Here is a 19,600-nt window from a genome sequence, read left to right on the forward strand (position 1 = left end):
AATTTTAATGATAAATTTTAGCTGTAAAAGTTTATTAAAATATCTTTCACAAACTGATGAGAGTAATTGTGTTTTAATATTGTTTAACGTTTTTAAGTATTTGGTATATTCATTATTTACGATGCATGTGTATATCGTTTTAATTGTATTTTTAGTGTTGTTTGCCATGTATTAAATTTAGAGCAATGTGAGCTGCACATTTTGATAATTACAAAATATAATTGAGTATTATGAAATTTTGGAACAGTAATTAATAAGAGTTAATTATTCACCATACATATATGGTTTATAAAATAGCAATAAAAAGCAAAATTCTAGATAAAATCAACAAATTATAAACAATATTTATTAAAAACGGTTTATAAAAAACTACATAAAAGCAGTTTTATTTTAATGTTTTAGGATGTTTTATATTATGACAATCTTATCTCATGATGCTGAATCGGGTTCGCCAGGAATGAAGTATGTTCATTTGCTTTATATATAGTCGTATACCTTTTTGCGAAGTGTGAATGTACCAAATTTAGCATCTGCAAATGCGGTTGGATCAGGAAATTTCACAGCATCAGGAATTCTGAAGTTTTCAATTTTTGCGTTATCAAATCATCATTCTGAAATGACATCCGAGTCGTCAGGCAAGGTTAATATTCCAATTTTTGCCTCTTTAAATAAGTAGGTTGTTGGTCAATATTTGCTTGTATCAGGATCTTGTCATCTTAATTTTACACCATCTTGAAAAGTAAGATTCTTAATTTGAGCACCGTTTTCCTCAGATCCAGGATCAGCAAAAGCGTAATTACTCATCGTTTTTACTGTACTCGGAATAACAAGTTTTCTAACTCAGTATTCATTTTCACGTCTAGACATATTAAAAGCTGTACGTTTGATTTCGGTAATTTCTGGTTCAATTACAATTTCATCAACTTCTGATTGTAAGTCATAGAATAAATAACCACCAAGCGCTGTTACTTTTTTGCCATTAAGTGTGTTTGGAATAATAATTTTTTGATGTGTTTTGGAAATTTAGTGTAAGAAATTTGCTTGTTAATTGGTACTGATACACCATCTTCATCAACCTCGGCAATTTTTTCAATATACTTTGTTCCTTCCGCTTCTCAATTTCGATTCCCTTGGTTTTCATTCCCCTGGTTTTCACTGTTATTACTGTTATTGCAGCTAACTGCAGCAATTGCTGTTGCGATTGCTGATACAGTGCATAATCCAAATAAAATTAGTTTAGTCTTTTTCTTTATTAAAATGTAATAAACAGTTGCAAATGTAACTCTTATCACGCGTTAATTATCTTATTTTGTAAAAAAGAGTAATAACTTTCGGTATTTTCTTAAAAAATAAGTAAAAATGTTCAATTTTGTAAAGGTTTCATTAATGTTTTTACGTAAAAATTTATTTATATATAGTGGTTGTAGATTTCATTAATATAAAGGATATCAATATATTTTGTGTACATCACTTTGCGTTTTAATAATATTGTAAAGAACCGTTAGTGGGTTTTGGTATTTAATTTGATATAAAGATTTTCTGTGCATGTTGTTTTTTTATTAAAAATAAAAATTAAGAAAAATTAATTTAGTGTTTTAAAAGAAAAAAACACACAACTATGTGGTTTTTGCTGGTTAATGTTTATTATTTAGATGTACATCAATTGATTTTGACGCGCTCCGCTAATGCAGGGATTTTATCTTTGCGATTAATAAATTTTTTGAATAATTACTTTAATTTCACCACTATATTCAATTAATATATTATTTTTAGAAACAAAAATAAAGCACTAAAGACAATTGAGTTAATTGCAGCAACGAACGACAACAATAAAATTACTAATTATTTTTATGAATCTGACTATTTATATATCTAATGTTTTAGTACACACATATAAAAATTAATTTATTATATGTTTTTAAAGCTATTGATGTATTCAATTCCGGCCTTTGTAATTCTTCTCCCGCGGGAAGTTTTGATGATAAATTTTAGTTGTAATAAAATTGGTTCAATTTCCATTAAGATATTTTCTTTGTCATAGTTTGTAATTCCGGCAATTAAATCTAATGAGAAGTAATTGTATTTATTATCTTCATTTAATACTTTTAGATATTCAATATGTTCATCGTTCAAACCATATTTATAAATACCCATAATTGTTAAATATTTTTTAATATTGTTAATTGTGATTTTTTGCGTATTGTTAGCAACGCTAAAATCGATGATTCTTTCTATTAAATTTAAGGCAATTCGGGGTGTATATTTTGCAAATTGTGCAATATAAATTATTTCTTTATCACTAATATCTAGTTGTCGATCGGTAATATAATTAGTAATAATTTGCGCAATATCATCGATATTGTATGGTTGAAATTTGGCGATATAGCCAAACCGATCCCGTAATGGCTGCGCAATTTGGTGTAATTTTGTTGTGGCGCCAATTAATGTGAATGGTTTGATATTAATTCTTACCATTTTCGAGTTTGCATCTTTACCAATAACAATATCAATTTTAAAATCTTGCATGATTGAGTAAAGTAATTCTTCAATATTTTTATTGATGCCATGAATTTCATCAATAAAAACAACATCATTTTCTTTAATGTTGTTAAATAAAGTAATGATGTCCGATTTTCTATCAAGCATAGGCCCTTGCGCGTAATGTACTTTTGTATTTATTTGTTGACTAATAATATTTGCTAGTGTAGTTTTTCCAGTTCCTGGCATTCCGTAAAACAAAATATGATCAAGGGTTTTATTTTGTTTTAGTTTGGAATTAATCATGGTCTTGATTGTTTTTTTAACACTTTCCTGACCAATGAAACGTTTGAAAGAATTAATCTGTTGCATTTAATTGTGGTCTTAATGTCAACAATTCAATTGCTTCTTCTACCATTGCTTCTGTATCTTTAGCAGTTAGTTTGTCAATAACAGAATTAATTTCGTTTCGTTTAAAACCAAGCATCTTGAGAGTTTCAATTACCTCGTTTGTATTTAAAACTTTCGAGCTTTCTGTATATTCTAAATTGTTTGTTAGTTTTTGTCACTTATCTTGGTATTCGAAAACAATTTGTCGTGCAGTTTTGTGACCTACATATTTAAATTTTGCTAGTTCATCGACATTACCTTGGGCAACTAGGGTAGCAATTTGTTTTCAACCTGAGTTAAGCATTTCAAGTGCCGTCTTTGGTCCGACGCCGTTTAAACTTAAAAGATCTTCAAATAACATTTTTTCTTTAAAATCTAAAAACCCAAATGTTGAACTTGAGTATTCGTTTTTATGTTCATATAAATAAAGACGAAAAGCCTTGTCTTCATCGTATCGTGCAATATCAGCTACAAAGATTTTGTAACCCGTTAAATTTGAATCAAAGATAATGTAATTCTTTGATTTGTATTGAATTTTTCCAATTTTGTAAATAACCATTTTTTTCACCTCGCTTATATTTAGTGAAAAATGGCTAAAAAACATTGATAAAAAAACTATTTTATGAAAAAATGCTGTTTTTTCATAGCGGCATCGGTAAAAACTGCCCTGATTTGCAAGCAGTTTGAATGATTAATTTATTCTCAGTAACAAAAACAAGGTTGCGGTATTTTAATACGCTATTTTTAGTAATGGTAAGTGTGTCACTAATGCATCTTTTTTCTTTATTTTTTGTTACCTGATTGTTTTTAATAATTGCAAATTGCAAATAAAACATTAAAGTCACTATGAAAAAATAACAGTTTTTCCTAAATTTTTATTTTTTGGCGTATTTTTTCCTTTCAGAATACATATATAAGTAGGAGGAAAACAAATGAAGAAAATTCATAAAAAAAACATGAATAATAGTAATGAAAATAAAGAACCATTCTATAATGTAATAGAAGGTTCACCACAAATAACCAAGAAGGAGGAAGCAGCAATTTTAAAGAAATATTCAAATATAAAGATACATTATGTTACTTTTAATGATGTTAATGATCGTTTTTGAATAGTTAATGAAATTGCTAAAGAAAATATGATTCAAGTTACTAAAGATAAAGATAATAAGATTCAACAACTAGAAAACTCCATCAAATTCTTGGAAAACAAATTTGAAGTTTTTGAAGGTACTTTTAATAAAAAGTTTGAGAAATTAGAAAATACATTCGAAGATTTTAAAAACGTTGTTCTTGGCGCTATTAATACTATCACAACAAAAATGAATGAAGGTTTTAATGAGTTAAGTCAAAGATTAGACAAAGTAGAACAAAGACTTGACAAAGTTGAACAAAGACTAGACAAGGTAGAACAAAGACTAGATGTTTTAGAACAGGATGTTTTAATCCTTAAACAAGATGTTTCGGGTCTTAAAAAACTTCACAATTTATAAGCTAGTAAACTAGTTAAAATTAAAAAACCGCCAAATGTGCGGTTTTTTGTTTAATAAGTTTGAATTTGTGTTGATCACATTAAGCAACTATTAGTACTTTATAGTTATTGATTTTAGATAGTTAATAGCACTTATAATCTTATCGATTGCATAAATAGCGTTAAATTGATTAAATAAACAAATTTAAACTGTTTTAAAAGTAAAGAAGAAGTCGAATAAAGTATAAAAAAACACAAATTCAATTAAAAGTGTTGAATTTGTGTTGAAAATATATTTATTATGCTTTTCCGTCTTTACGTGTTATGGTAGCGCTTTTCGATAAATCAAAGTAGTATTCCATATATACATGACATAAAGAATCACCTTTTTTACTAAAATCTATGGGATTATTAGCAACTTTTATAGCATTATAATCTGATAATATACTTTTGTAAATTGTTTGATTCATATATGTATATTTAATATTAATTCATGCTTTAATTTTATCGTACTTTGTATCTCAATTCTTATTGTATAAAATCGCAGCAGCATGAATAGGATGTGCATAATTATACTTATCATTAAGACGATTAAAGGCATCTTTTAATTCCTTAGAAACCAACGATGTTTTTGCATGAGTATCGTATCTTATTTTATTATTATTAATATCCTTAACTAGAAGTATTGGAGGGTATTCATCTAGATTTTCTCTATAATCAAATTCATTTATTTCATACTTAGCAATCTCATATTCAACCTTTATATTTTCTGCCCCTTTAGGAAAAGAAGGTTTAGTTATGTAGTTAACTTGAAAATCATCACTTTCTCTAGGATAGGCGGAATTTGCGGCGGTATTAAATTTACTATTTACAGCGTGAAATAAGTAATGTTCGTATTGATTATATAATTCTCCTTTTCATGCTCTTGTGGTTTTAAAGTAACCAAAATCAGATGCATCAAATAATTTATCAACAATTGGCTTAATATCACTAGTTGGAATCTGTTTAAGCTTTTCCTGTGAAGTAAATGAATTGCCGTTTTCGGTATAGGTTACTTTATAGTAAACATCCAATAAATGGTTTGTGTCATTTGGGACCTTTCGAGCTATTGATACCTGGAATTTATTATCAATTGCACTGCCATCTTTAGTAGTAAACAATATATCACCATTAGGTACCTGTGAAGGCAATTTTGCCCGGTAGGCTCCTTCAATCATTTCGCCGTTATTTATTAATTTAACATCGAGTTTCTTATTAATAAATTCGTTGATTTTATCTTCAAGATATTGTTTACTTTTCTTGCTGTAAAATCCAGTTATAATGACATTAAAGACTTTTGTAGTATTACCATAAATTGCTTTTAGACTAATTGTTTTGGTACCGTTATCATCATCGTCAATAACATTAACAGCATTATTAAGTTCAAGTCTTAAGGCACGATTATTATTGTTGACTTGGTATTTAGCAGTGATTTCTTGTGCTTTAAATTCTAGTTTTTTGGCACCATCATTAATAATTTTATTAACATCGCTGTAGGATACATCTTTTGGGAATGCTTTGCTATTGTTCATTGTTGTAAACTGATTATTTGTAAAGTTATTAACATACTCAAACAATACTTTTTCTTCAAACTGTGTACTAGTAATAAAGCCGCGAACATTAATTTTTAGCGTTGCTTTGATTGTGCTATCTTGTTTTGATTTAACTTCTAAATTAACTTCTTTAACATCACCGTTAGTTGTTTGAGAAATTAGATTAATTAAAACATTATTAGCTGTTTCTTGTGCATTTAAGTCACAGTTAGTATCGGCTTTAAGCTCTTCTTTGCTAAGGTAAGCGACTTCGCTTGCGTGTTTTGTGTTGTTAAGTAAGGTTGTATAGTCTTTCTTAAAGCTATTAACAAAATCATTGATTCTTTTAACTTCGGTTTCGTGACTAGTAGTAAAGCCAGTAATAGTAATGGCATGACTACGTTCATAACCATTAATACTTAAAGTTAAAAATACTTTTTTGGTTGCTTTAGCATCATCATTTTGAGCTACTCTAGTTTTATCAAAATCAATATTAACTTTTGGTGTTAGGGCGCTTAAGTTAATTCCTAAATCAGTTGCTAATTCATTAACAGATGCATAACTTACGGCGCTTGGAATTTTATTTTGGTGTGTTTGGGTTGGATAAGTTGTTTGCAACTGATTAATAACAGCATCAAGTTGAGCGTTAGCACGAGCACTAGGAGTTGTAAATCCTTTTGCAACAAAGAATTCATCATAGTGTTGGGCACCAAGAACAATATCAAGGCTGATAATCATTGTTCCAGCTTCGTCATTTACTTTTTTGTTTTTGATTGCAATTAGTGCACCGTTATCTGCTGCTAATTGTTCAAGGTTTGTTGATAAATCGGCATCAATTTCGGCAGTGTCGGTGTATAAATCACTTGCTTCGCTTGGTAATTTATTAGCATATTTAGTTGTTGTGTACTCTTCATTAATAGCAAGTTTGATCTTTTTAACTGTTTCAATAATAACAACTTTGTTGGTTTTAAAGCCTTCAACTGTAATAATGATGTTGACGCTTTCATTACCTAATTTAACATTAAATGAAACAGTTCTAAAACCATCATCATTAGAAACAGTGTAAAAGTTTTCAAAGCTTACACCTGGATATTTATTTTTAATATTGCCAAAATTAATTTGCACATCGTTAGCAAAGGCTTCAAAATTGTCGTAAGCAGATAAAGGATCGTTAGTTCCCTTATCGGTGTGATTTTTAGTTGTTTGGTTTTCGTTGCCAATTTCAGCAACAATTTTTGGTAAGGTTTGCTTGTGTGATTCGTTGGCAGTTAAGAAACCTTCAACGATTACATCTTTGGTTTTTACTTGTCCAGCAATTTTAGCTTCAAGGGTTACTTGTTTGCTACCGTTTTGGGCAAAGACACCTTCATTATTTTGTGCTTTAACACCAAGCGTGATGTTAAAACGAGCCGCAAGCGAGCGTAAATTAGATTTGGTATCTTCATCAAGGCTTACAATGTCATAGTTTACAGCGCTTGGCACTTTATCACTATGATTATTGGTGTAAAGAATATCAGGAACTTGGTCAAAGAATTGTTTAAAGATGTAATCAGCATATTCAGCATTAGTCTTAAAGTTGGTGATTTTAATTTGTTTAGTTAGCTGCGCTGAGTTTTTAGTTAAGATGATAGTAACTAGTTTAACGCCGTCTTGGTTGGTTGAGTTACCAAGGGTGATCGTAATGCCTTTAGCTTTTGCTTCTTGGTCAAAATGTCAGTCAAGATCACTAAATAAATCTAAGTAATCACGATAGTTGTATTCGCTAGAAAGTTTATTTGTGTGTTCGCGAGTTGCAACAGGTGAATTAAAGTTTTTCATAAATTCAGCAAGTTCGCTTTGGTTATAGTTACTTAACGAACTAAAACCATTAACCTTAAATTTAAGGGTTTTAACTGCTTTATTAAGTTTGGCATCGATTTCGATGCTTAAACCGGTATCGCCGCTTATTTCATGACGTGGTTCACTTAAGACTATGCTTGGGTATTTTTCTTTAATACTTTTAATGTCATAAGCAATATCACGAAAGATTTCATTAACTTCTAAGTATTCGTTTTGCATTACGGCTTCAGCAGTTTTGGCGCTGTAGTTAAGGGTAGAGTATGAATTACCAAAGTTTTCAAAGATCTTATTTAGTTCTGCTAAATCTTTTTGGTTTGCGACATAAAACCGCTAATTAAAAACTCAACATGTGATGCGTGATTACCCCGTGAAATAGTTGCAGTAATTTTAAGTTGATCGGTATCATTAGTTGCAAAATTAAAGTATGGAGTTTGGGTAATGCTAAAGTTAATTCCGTTAGCAATTTCTTTAATTGGTAAGCCAGTATCTGCTTCTAAATCATAATCACTAGTATACATATATTCACTAGGCACTAAATGTCCTTTGTTTTTAGTGATTATTAATTTATCATTATTAAGCGCTTTAATCGCTTGCAAATTACCACGAAGTGTTGCCACAGCACTAGCAACACTTAAGGCATCAAGATCGTTAGCATCAAGCTTTTAAAACCATCAATTGTAATTGGGCTAGAGTCGACTGAGGTTCCATTTTTAGCAATTAAAGTAATGGTGGCTTGTAAGCTTCCATTTTTAGCATCAAGATTATGAATATGCGAGCTAACACTATATTCATTAGGGACAACACCAATTAACTGTAAGTCCTTATTTTGAACTGTAAGGGCTTCTTTTTCCGCCTTTTTATCAACATTTAGTGATAAATTCTTAACAATAAGCTTCATTTTTTGTAATTGATCATCATTGCTTTGTTTGTTAAGGCTTAAAAAAGCAATAACAACTCCAGCAGTAATTGCGATTGGCACACCAACAGCAATTACTGAGCTGATGATTTTTTTTGTCATGCTAGGTTGTTTTTGAATTGGTTGTTGATTATATTGTGTGTAGTATTCAGGCAAATTTGTTGTCTGTGTTGGTTGCGGTGTCAATTGATTTGGGTTTGAGTTTTGAGTTGGCTGAAGGTCTTTGTTTTCGGTATGACTATCAGCGTTTTGATTATGTTCTTTTTTAATCATTTTTTTAACACTCCTATTTAGTGAAAGAAGTCATAGTTATGCTTGCATATCTATTAATATGTAACATAGTTACAATCTTACTTCCTACTTAAATATACAACTTTGCAAAAAAAAAAAAAAAAGCAAAAAAATGGCCAAATATCGCCCTAAAATGAAATAAATCATTTTTTAATAGTGGTTTCAAGTAACAAAAATTTTCAGTAAGTTTTTGCGCTATTTGAGGGGATATTTTTAACAAATTGATTAAAAAAACTTATAACATTTACAAAAATCAATGAAGTGTAAATCTTTGCATTTAACCGAAAAATGTTTTAAAACAGACATAGACATTAATGTGAAAAAAGAACATTTTGCAAGCGAGAAAAAAGATAAAAAAATACGCTAAATTAGGAAAATGAACGCATTTTTATTCTCAGTAAATTGCAATAAGTATCCAAGTTGCTATGAAAAAACAACAGCTTTTCATATTTTTTTTATTTTTTTAGTATTTTTTATCCCTCCAGAATACATATATAAGTGGTTATAAAAAAAGAAAAGGGGTGATCTATGCCCAAAAATGAATTTAATTAAAGATGCAACCAAACTAAGCAATAAGGAGGTAATGTTTATTTTAAAACGTTACTCGGATGTTGATATGTTTCAAATGATGTTAATGATCGTTTTTGAATAGTCAATGAAATTGCTAAAGAAAATATGATTCAAGTTACTAAAGATAAAGATAATAAGATTCAACAACTAGAAAACTCCATTAAATTCTTGGAAAACAAATTTGAAGTTTTTGAAGATACTTTTAATAAAAAGTTTGAGAAATTAGAAAATACATTCGAAGATTTTAAAAACATTGTTATTGGCGCTATTAATACTATCACAACAAAAATGAATGAAGGTTTTAATGAGTTAAGTCAAAGATTAGACAAAGTAGAACAAAGACTTGACAAAGTAGAACAAAGACTTGACAAAGTTGAACAAAGACTAGACAAGGAAGAACAAAGACTAGACAAGGTAGAACAAAGACTAGGTGTTTTAGAACAGGATGTTTTAATCCTTAAACAAGATGTTTCGGGTCTTAAAAAACTTCACAATTTATAAGCTAGTAAACTAGTTAAAATTAAAAAACCGCCAAATGTGCGGTTTTTTGTTTAATAAGTTTGAATTTGTGTTGATCACATTAAGCAACTATTAGTACTTTATAGTTATTGATTTTAGATAGTTAATAGCGCTTATAATCTTATCGATTGCATAAATAGCGTTAAATTGATTAAATAAACAAATTTAAACTGTTTAAAAAGTAAAGAAGAAGTTGAAAAGCATAAAAAAACACAAATTCAAGTGAAAGTGTTGAATTTGTGTTGAAAATATATTCATTATGCTTTTCCGTTTTTACGTGTTGTGGCAGCGCTTTTTGATAAAACAAAGTAGTATTCAATATATACTTTGTATGGAAAATCACCTTTTTTTATAAAAACTATGGGATTATTAGCAACTTTTATAGTATTATAATCTGATAATATATTTTTGTAAATTGTTTGATTCATATATGTATATTTAATATTGATTAATGCTTTAATTTTATCGTACATTGGACCATAATTCTTATTGTAAAAAATCTCACCACGATTAACATATAATAGGTTCTTAAGATTAGCAGCGGCTTTTCTTAAACTAGGAGAAAGCAACCTTGTTTTTGCATAAGTATCGTATGTTATTTTATTATTAATAATATCCTTAACTAGAAGTATTGGAGGGTATTTATTAAGATTTGTACTTTCATCAAATTCATTTATTTCATACTTAGCAATCTCATATTCAACCTTTATATTTTCTGCTCCTTTAGGAAAAGAAGGTTTAATTATGTAGTTAACTTGAAAATCGTCACTTTCTCTAGGATCGCCGGAATTTGCGGAGGTATTAAAATTATTATTTACAGCTTGAAATGAGAAATCGCTATTATCATACACTCCTCTTCATGCTCTTGTGGTTTTAAAGTAACCAAAATCAGATGCATCAAATAATTTATCAACAATTGGCTTAATATCACTAGTTGGAATCTGTTTAAGCTTTTCTTGTGAAGTAAGTGAATTGCCGTTTTCGGTATAGGTTACATTATAGTAAACATCTAATAAATGATTAGTGTCATTTGCATTTTTTCGGATTAATGATACCTGGAATTTATTATCAATTGCACCGCTATCTTTAGTAGTAAACAATATATCACCATCAGGTACCTGTGAAGGCAATTTTGCCCGGTAGGCTCCTTCAATCATTTCGCCGTTATTTATTAACTTAACATCGAGTTTCTTATTAATAAATTCGTTGATTTTATCTTCAAGATATCGTTTACTTTTCTTGCTGTAAAATCCAGTCATAATGACATTAAAGACTTTTGTAGTATTACCATAAATTGCTTTTAGACTAATTGTTTTGGTACCGTTATCATCATCGTCAATAACATAAACAGCATTATTAAGTTCAAGTCTTAAGGCGCGATTATTATTGTTGACTTGGTATTTAGTAGTGATTTCTTGTGCTTTAACTTCTAGTTTTTTGGCACCATCATTAATAATTTTATTAACATCGCTGTAGGATACATCTATTGGGAATGCTTTGCTATTGTTCATTGTTGTAAACTGATTATTTGTAAAGTTATTAACATACTCAAACAATACTTTTTCTTCAAACTGTGTACTAGTAATAAAACCGCGAACATTAATTTTTAGCGTTGCTTTGATTGTGCTATCTTGTTTTGATTTAACTTCTAAATTAACTTCTTTAACATCACCGTTAGTTGTTTGAGAAATTAGATTAATTAAAACATTATTAGCTGTTTCTTGTGCGCTTAAGTCACAGTTAGTATCGGCTTTAAGCTCTTCTTTGCTAAGGTAATCGACTTCGCTTGCGTGTTTTGTGTTGTTAAGTAAGGTTGTATAGTCTTTCTTAAAGCTATTAACAAAATCATTGATTCTTTTAACTTCGGTTTCGCGACTAGTAGTAAAGCCGGTAATAGTAATGGCATGACTACGTTCATAACCATTAATACTTAAAGTTAAAAATACTTTTTTGGTTGCTTTAGCATCATCATTTTGAGCTACTCTATTTTTATCAAAATTAATATTAACTTTTGGTGTTAGGGCGCTTAAGTTAATTCCCAAATCAGTTGCTAATTCATTAACAGTTGCATAATCTACAGTGCTAGGAATTTCGTTTTGGTGTGTTTGGGTTGGATAAGTTGTTTGCAACTGATTAATAACAGCATCAAGTTGAGCGTTAGCACGAGCGCTAGGAGTTGTAAATCCTTTTGCAACAAAGAATTCATCATAGTGTTGGGCACCAAGAACAATATCAAGGCTGATAATCATTGTTCCAGCTTCGTCATTTGCTTTTTTGTTTTTGATTGCAATTAGTGCACCGTTAGCTGTTGCTAATTGTTCAAGGTTTGTTGATAAATCGGCATCAATTTCGGCAATATCGGTGTATAAATCACTTGCTTCGCTTGGTAATTTATTGGCATATTTAGTTGTTGTATACTCTTCATTAATAGCAAGTTTGATCTTTTTAACTGTTTCATTAGTAACAACTTGGTTGGTTTTAAAGCCTTCAACTGTAATAATGATGTTGGCGCTTTCATTACCTAATTTAACATTAAATGAAACAGTTCTAGAACCATCATCATTCGAAACTGTATAAAAACTTTCAAAGCTTACACCTGGATATTTACTTTTAATATTGGCAAAATTAATTTGCACATCGTTAGCAAAAGCTTCAAAATTGTCGTAAGCAGATAAAGGATCGTTAGTTCCCTTATCGGTGTGATTTTTAGTTGTTTGGTTTTTGTTACCAATTTCAGCAACAATTTTTGGTAAGGTTTGCTTGTGTGATTCGTTGGCAGTTAAAAAACCTTCAACGATTACATCTTTGGTTTTTACTTGTCCAGCAATTTTAGCTTCAAGGGTTACTTGTTTGCTACCGTTTTGGGCAAAGACACCTTCATTATTTTGTGCTTTAACACCAAGCGTGATGTTAAAACGAGCCGCAAGCGAGCGTAAATTAGATTTGGTATCTTCATCAAGGCTTACAATGTCATAGTTTACAGCGCTTGGCACTTTATCACTATGATTATTGGTGTAAAGAATATCAGGAACTTGGTCAAAGAATTGTTTAAAGATGTAATCAGCATATTCAGCATTAGTCTTAAAGTTGGTGATTTTAATTTGTTTAGTTAGCTGCGCTGAGTTTTTAGTTAAGATGATAGTAACTAGTTTAACGCCGTCTTGGTTGGTTGAGTTACCAAGGGTGATCGTAATGCCTTTAGCTTTTGCTTCTTGGTCAAAATGTCAGTCAAGATCACTAAATAAATCTAAGTAATCACGATAGTTGTATTCGCTAGAAAGTTTATTTGTGTGTTCGCGAGTTGCAACAGGTGAATTAAAGTTTTTCATAAATTCAGCAAGTTCGCTTTGGTTATAGTTACTCAATGAACTAAAACCATTAACCTTAAATTTAAGGGTTTTAACTGCTTTATTAAGTTTGGCATCGATTTCGATGCTTAAACCGGTATCGCCGCTTATTTCATGACGTGGTTCACTTAAGACTATGCTTGGGTATTTTTCTTTAATACTTTTAATGTCATAAGCAATATCACGAAAGATTTCATTAACTTCTAAGTATTCGTTTTGCATTACGGCTTCAGCAGTTTTGGCGCTGTAGTTAAGGGTAGAGTATGAATTACCAAAGTTTTCAAAGATCTTATTTAGTTCTGCTAAATCTTTTTTGGTTTGCGACATAAAACCGCTAATTAAAAACTCAACATGTGATGCGTGTTTACCCCGTGAAATAGTTGCGGTAATTTTAAGTTGGTCGGTGTCATTAGTTGCAAAATTAAAGTATGGAGTTTGGGTAATGCTAAAGTTAATTCCGTTAGCAATTTCTTTAATTGGTAAGCCAGTATCTGCTTCTAAATCATAATCACTAGTATACATATATTCACTAGGCACTAAATGTCCTTTGTTTTTAGTGATTATTAATTTATCATTATTAAGCGCTTTAATCGCTTGCAAATTACCACGAAGTGTTGCCACAGCGCTAGCAACACTTAAGGCATCAAGATCGTTAGCATCAAGCTTTTTAAAACCATCAATTGTAATTGGGCTAGAGTCGACTGAGGTTCCATTTTTAGCAATTAAAGTAATGGTGGCTTGTAAGCTTCCATTTTTAGCATCAAGATTATGAATATGCGAGCTAAAACTATATTCATTAGGGACAACACCAATTAACTGTAAGTCCTTATTTTGAACTGTAAGGGCTTCTTTTTCCGCCTTTTTTTCAACATTTAGTGATAAATTCTTAACAATAAGCTTCATTTTTTGTAATTGATCATCATTGCTTTGTTTGTTAAGGTTTAAAAAAGCAATAACAACTCCGGCAGTAATTGCAACTGGTACACCAACAGCGATTACTGAACTAATGATTCTTTTTGTCATGCTAGGTTGTTTTTGAATTGGTTGTTGGTAAGGAGCGGCTTGGGTTTGGTATGGTTGTAAATATGTAGTAGGTTGTATTTGTGGCACATTACTTGTTACATCAATATTTTGGTTATCTTGGTTATGTTTATTATTCATTTTTATAGGTTATGAGACCTAACCTCCTTGTTTTTATTAAATAATAATTTATTATTATGACAATTTGATTATATTATTTTCTCTTACAAAAAAAAAAAAAAAAAGCAAAAAACCCGAAAATTGCGGGCAAAAAATATAAAAAAACACAAATTCAAGCGAAAGTGTTGAATTTGTGTTGGAATTACTGCTAATTACTTCTTTTATTTTTTGCCGTCTTCACGTGCTATTGCATTTTCTTTAGAAATGTCGAAGTAATAGTTAATGTAGAATTTATTATTTTGTTTTGTAAAGACTCCTATATTTGTATCTAAATCAACTACCGGCGTTGATGAACGAATAGATTTATAGTATTTTTTACCTAAAAAATCAAATGTTACATTAATTCAAAGGGTTGGTTCGTCATGGATGTAGCCCTTGCCTTTTACGTTAATTTGAGCTTGGTAAAAAACGTCTGCCATACCGTCGTGGTCCAAACCAGGGATAGGATTATTTTCAACAGCAAAACGTCCTAGTCTTACACCATGACAAGCGCCATACAACGCTTGGTCAGAAGTGCTGCTATATGATTTGTATCTCGTTTTTAATTCGCCACCACTGGTATTACCAGGCTCAAAATCTGTTGCATAGGCAACACCAACATGTTCTAAAGAACTCGATATGTCACCGTTGTAATAATAAGGAATAAGTTTGTTGTTTTGAATTTCGCTCAACACACCACGATACGCACCATAATTAATTTTATCAAGTAAATATATCATATCCCCCGCCATTCCTGGCTCGGTTACTATAGTATTTTCCATTTCATATGCAGTATAGGTAGTATCCGTTTTATATTCTACTTTTGCAATATCAAAGGAAATATTCATTGTGTTTGGTTTTCAAGTACTCGTAATATAATTTATGCTCAAATCATTTGCTTCCAAATTATCTTTTAGATTTATAAAATCGGTATGTCTTGGTATTGCGACCTCGAATAAATTCATTTTTGTTTCGTAATCACCACGGACGTCATAACCTCTTGTTAGTTTTACATAACCAAAATTAGAATTTTCAAAGAAATCATTTACTACTTTTTGAGGATCGCCTGTTTTAATTATTTGCGTTACTTTTTGTGTCGCAGAGTCGCCATCTTTGGAAATTGTTACGTTTAGATCAACACTGATTTGTAGGGTATGGTCATCACGAACAATGTTGGACAAACTAACGTTAAATCAAGACTCGATTGCCGAACCATTTTTTTTCCCAAAAATAATATCTTCATTACGCACTGCGCTAGGAAGATTTTGCATATAACGATCATCAACAGGGTTGCCGTTATTTTTTAACATTGCTTTTAATTCATTATTAATGAAGTCGTTAAGTTGTTTCTTTAATAATGTATTATGTGTTGCTGCATTGCTGTAGCCAGTAAAAGTGATTGAAAAATCTTTGGTACTTTGTCCATAACTTACTCGTAAGTGAATATTTTTTGTTCCCGAATTTTTATCGTCAATATCTGTTTTTGTATTATCAAGCGCAAGTGAGATTTGGCGGGCATTATTTGCTTTATATTTTTCTGTTATTTCATGCGCTTTTGTTTTAAGTGTGTTGGCACCATCATTAAAAATAGCATTGATGTTGTTATATTTAACACTGGCTGGTAAATTATTTTTATTGTTAATTGTTGTAAATTGGGTATTACGGAAAATAGACAAGTATTCATCAAGAACTTTTTCTTCAAATTTAGCTTGTGACAAGTAACCTGCGAATGTAATTGTGAATTCTTTAACCTCATTACCATATCTGGCTTTTAAGTGAATTACCTTGGTTGCGGCATCGATATCATCGATATCAGCAATGCCGTTATTAAGCTCAAGTGTAATTTGACGATTATTATCGTTATTTTGGTATTTAGTCGAAGTTTCCTCTGCTTTTACTTCAAGGCCTTTAGCGCCATCATTATAGATTTCATTTAGAGTATTATATTTAACGTTTTTTACATAGGTTTGCGTGTACTTAAGGGTTGTGAAGTTGCTCGTAAAGTTAGCAATATATTCATTAAGCACATTGCGTTCAAAGATATTTGTTGCTAAAAAGCCTTGAATGGTAATTGTGGCACTGCGACTAATAGTTGGCTTTGCTGCTGACTTAACATTTAAATTAAATTCAATAAATCCCTCGCCGATTGTCCCTTTACTAAAATCAATTAATAAACCTAGCTCCGATTCTTTTTGACTTAAATCAAGACCGATATCATTTTTAATATCAGCTTTAGTTTGGTATAAGACTTGGGTGTTGTGAGTGTTTTTGTAAAGTGTAGTTGTGTATTCTTTTGTCAAGCCATTGACAAAATCATCAACAACCTTGTTATGTAATTGTTCCTCATTACTAAAACCAGTAATTAGAATGCGATGACTTCGTACATGACCATCTTTGGCTATGTTTAGATAAATTTGTTTGGTTCCATTAGTATCATCATTAACTTCTGGTTTGGTGTTATCGATTTCGATTGTAATATCGTTATTACCATTGTTTCTGGTAATGCCAGCATAATCAATTCCTAAATCAGCGCATAAGTCTGCTGCATTGGCGTATTTAACTTTGCTAGGTATTTTTTTAGTATGGGTAGTTGTTGCGTAGGTTGAGTTTAGTTTAGCAATTACTGAATCAAGAACCTTATTGATGTAAATATCTCTGGTTCAGAAACCGGTAATGGTAAAGCGTTCTTCGTAATCTTTACCATTATAATTAATGTTTAAGGTAATAATCATTAAACCATTGTTTTGATCGGTTGTTTCATTTTTAGCGCTAATGGTTGCGTGGTATGTTTGTCCTAAGGTACTAAGGGTTGTGCCTAAATCAGCATCATATTTTGCAAGATTCTTACTATATAAGGTGGTTGCTGGTAACTGTTTTGTGTGTTTTGTTGTTACATAAGTATCATTAATAGCGTTTCTAATTCGTTTAACGTTTTCTTCAACTGCTACAGCATCGTTAAGGAAACCGTTAATGCGAATTGTGCGAACAGAGTGTTCTTTTCCTAAACGTACAGTAAACGAAACGGTACGGAAACCATCTTCGTTGTTTAGAGTGTGGAAACTTTCGAATTTTAAATCAGGGTATCTGCTTTTAAGACTAGCAAAATTGATTTGCACATCATTGGCAAAATCATCAAAAGTATTGTATTGTGAATCAGGTTCGCTAGCACCACGGTTAGTGTATTTTTTGGTTGTTTGTGGCGCATTGCCAATTGCGGCCAAAATCTTTGGAAAATCAATTTTATTCGCTTCGCCTTTAGTTAAAAAGCCTTCAACAACAATGTCTTTGGTTTTTGTTAGTGAACCTAACTGTACTTCTAAGGTAACTTGTTTAAATCCGTTTTCAGCAAATGTACCACTATTATTTTGCGCTTTAATACTAATGGTTAAACCATAATCTTTAGCAACATTAGTAAAGTTAAAGTGGGTATCAGATTCAAGCTCATTAAGGTTATAGTCAACATCTTTTGGCTGTTGCTTTGTGTGTTTTGTGGTAAATAAAGGACTAGGGATTTGCTCAAAGAAAGTATTAAAGTTATCTTCGGCAAACTGTGTTAAAGTTTTAAAACCAGTAACACGTAATAAAACTTTAACTTCGGCTTGGTTTTTGCCTAAGATAATTTCAACAATCTTTTCACCAGCATCGTCATTGTTTTGTTGCGACTTTAAATCAATTGTGATATTTCTTGTTTGTGCTTCAGCCTCAAAGTGTCAGTCAAGATCACTAAATAAATCTAAGTAATCACGGTAAGTATATGCTTTTGGTAAACGGTTAGTGTAGTATCTTGTTGCAACCGGACTAATGAATTTTTTGGCAAATTCATTAAGTTCAGTCCGGTTGTATTGTTTAAGAGAACTAAAGCCACTAACTTCAAAAACAAGTGCTTTTGTTGCATTACCTAGTTTAGCATTAATGCTGACTTCAAGCGCAGTGTCGCCACTAATTTTGAATTGTGGTGCTTCAAATGAAAGTTCAGGGTTTGCTGTTTTTACACTAGCGATATCAAAGTTAATATCAGCAAAGATCTTGTTTAAGTCCAAGTATTCATTTTGTGAAACTTGTTCGTTAGTTTTGGTGTCGTAGTGAATTGTTGTGTATGATTTACCAAGCGAACTAAAGATTGAATCAAGGGTTTGCAGATCCATTTTGGTTTGTGACATAAAGCCATCAATGTAGAAAATAACTTGTGATTTTACACTTCCGCTACTAATTGTTGCGATGATTTGTAATTGATCAACTTCTTTGGTTACGGGATTGTAGTGTGGACGTTGAATAATCTCAATTACCACATTGTTATCAGCCTCAATTTTGGTAATTGGCAACTGTGTATCGTTTTCAAGTTCAGTGGAATTGTTATAAACAAGGTCGTTAACAACAGTGTTTTTGTGGTTAGCGGTAATGATCTTTTTATCAGTATTTTTGTTTTTTGTAGCTTTAATATTGTTTCTTAATGAGGTTACAGCACTAAGCGCTGCCATTACATTGGCATCATCATATTTGATTTCTTTAAACCCGCCAATACTAATTTCTTTTTCAAAGACGCGGCCTTCTTTGGTCACAATTCGTACAGAAACAAGCATTGTGTTATTTTTATAATCAAGTTCGGTAATGTTGCAGTGTGCACTACAATCTTTAGGAACAATCCCTTTTAATTTAAGATCGCTATCATTAATATCAAGTAGATATTTATCTTGTTTATCTTCAATTTCAACATTTAATCCATTCAAGCTAGAACTCATTTGATTAGCTAGTTTAGGATCGCTTTGTTCTTTTTTCTTGCTTGCTCCTAAAAATCCACCAACAATCGCGGCTGTAATGACAACCGGAATCCCAATAGCAATTACTGAGCTAACAATTTTCTTAGTAAGACTAGATCTAGGTGCCGGTTGGGGAGATAGTGGCGGCTGGTGAAGCGGCACTATTTGGGTTGGTTGTTGAAAATATTGAGTAGGTTGTTGCGGTTGTTGTTCGGCAACGCTTGGAATATTATTTGGTTTTTGATTCATGTTTTCCTTTCTTTATATATAAAGCA

At 31.0% G+C, this 19,600-nt stretch carries 11 protein-coding genes; 2 read left to right on the top strand and 9 right to left on the bottom strand.

Annotated elements, in window-relative coordinates:
- Window positions 1–477: 477 nt before the first annotated feature.
- The 4 genes from NPA09_RS01235 to ruvA all read right to left on the bottom strand — a co-directional run bounded on the left by NPA09_RS01235 (window position 478) and on the right by ruvA (window position 3,427).
- Window positions 478–1,023 (bottom strand): leucine-rich repeat protein, encoded by a 546-nt coding sequence (locus tag NPA09_RS01235; RefSeq protein ID WP_318035871.1) that lies wholly within the window; start codon window positions 1,021–1,023, stop codon window positions 478–480.
- Window positions 966–1,292 (bottom strand): hypothetical protein, encoded by a 327-nt coding sequence (locus NPA09_RS01240; protein ID WP_129722060.1) that lies wholly within the window; start codon window positions 1,290–1,292, stop codon window positions 966–968. The genes NPA09_RS01235 and NPA09_RS01240 overlap by 58 nt, the downstream gene beginning before the upstream one ends.
- Window positions 1,293–1,908: 616 nt before the next feature.
- Window positions 1,909–2,850 carry a Holliday junction branch migration DNA helicase RuvB gene (gene ruvB / locus NPA09_RS01245; protein ID WP_129722057.1) on the bottom strand — a complete coding sequence of 314 codons (942 nt, stop codon included), beginning with the start codon at window positions 2,848–2,850 and terminating at the stop codon, window positions 1,909–1,911.
- A complete protein-coding gene (ruvA, locus tag NPA09_RS01250; protein ID WP_165036226.1) occupies window positions 2,837–3,427 on the bottom strand; it encodes a Holliday junction branch migration protein RuvA in 591 nt (196 codons plus the stop codon). Before ruvA ends, ruvB begins: the two co-directional genes overlap by 14 nt.
- A gap of 373 nt (window positions 3,428–3,800) precedes the next feature.
- On the opposite strand from ruvA, the gene NPA09_RS01255 reads away from it, so the two are divergent.
- Window positions 3,801–4,358 (top strand): YggN family protein, encoded by a 558-nt coding sequence (locus tag NPA09_RS01255; RefSeq protein WP_129722051.1) that lies wholly within the window; start codon window positions 3,801–3,803, stop codon window positions 4,356–4,358.
- A 277-nt stretch (window positions 4,359–4,635) separates the two neighbouring features.
- Here NPA09_RS01255 and NPA09_RS01260 read toward each other — a convergent pair whose 3' ends face one another.
- The 3 genes from NPA09_RS01260 to NPA09_RS01270 form a co-directional block, all read right to left on the bottom strand.
- Window positions 4,636–7,965, bottom strand: coding sequence for a lipoprotein 17-related variable surface protein (locus NPA09_RS01260; protein ID WP_256541847.1), 3,330 nt, complete (start codon window positions 7,963–7,965; stop codon window positions 4,636–4,638).
- 80 nt (window positions 7,966–8,045) lie between these two features.
- Window positions 8,046–8,363 (bottom strand): lipoprotein 17-related variable surface protein, encoded by a 318-nt coding sequence (locus NPA09_RS01265; RefSeq protein ID WP_256541848.1) that lies wholly within the window; start codon window positions 8,361–8,363, stop codon window positions 8,046–8,048.
- 14 nt (window positions 8,364–8,377) lie between these two features.
- A complete protein-coding gene (locus NPA09_RS01270) occupies window positions 8,378–8,935 on the bottom strand; it encodes a lipoprotein 17-related variable surface protein (protein ID WP_256541849.1) in 558 nt (185 codons plus the stop codon).
- Between the two features lie 693 nt (window positions 8,936–9,628).
- Here NPA09_RS01270 and NPA09_RS01275 point away from each other — a divergent pair.
- Entirely contained in the window at window positions 9,629–10,024 is a 396-nt protein-coding gene (locus tag NPA09_RS01275; protein ID WP_197722250.1) for a YggN family protein, read from the top strand.
- A gap of 275 nt (window positions 10,025–10,299) precedes the next feature.
- Here the strand turns inward: NPA09_RS01275 and NPA09_RS01280 are convergent, their stop codons facing one another.
- Window positions 10,300–14,550: a lipoprotein 17-related variable surface protein gene (locus NPA09_RS01280; RefSeq protein ID WP_129722045.1), complete on the bottom strand. Its 4,251-nt coding sequence runs from the start codon at window positions 14,548–14,550 to the stop codon at window positions 10,300–10,302.
- Window positions 14,551–14,750: 200 nt separating this feature from the next.
- The gene (locus tag NPA09_RS01285; protein ID WP_129722042.1) at window positions 14,751–19,574 is read right to left on the bottom strand and encodes a lipoprotein 17-related variable surface protein; all 4,824 of its coding nucleotides are present in this window, start codon (window positions 19,572–19,574) and stop codon (window positions 14,751–14,753) included.
- Window positions 19,575–19,600: the final 26 nt, after the last annotated feature.

This window comes from Mycoplasmopsis equigenitalium (assembly GCF_024498255.1).
In the GTDB taxonomy this organism is placed as follows: domain Bacteria; phylum Bacillota_I; class Bacilli_A; order Mycoplasmatales; family Metamycoplasmataceae; genus Mycoplasma_H; species Mycoplasma_H equigenitalium.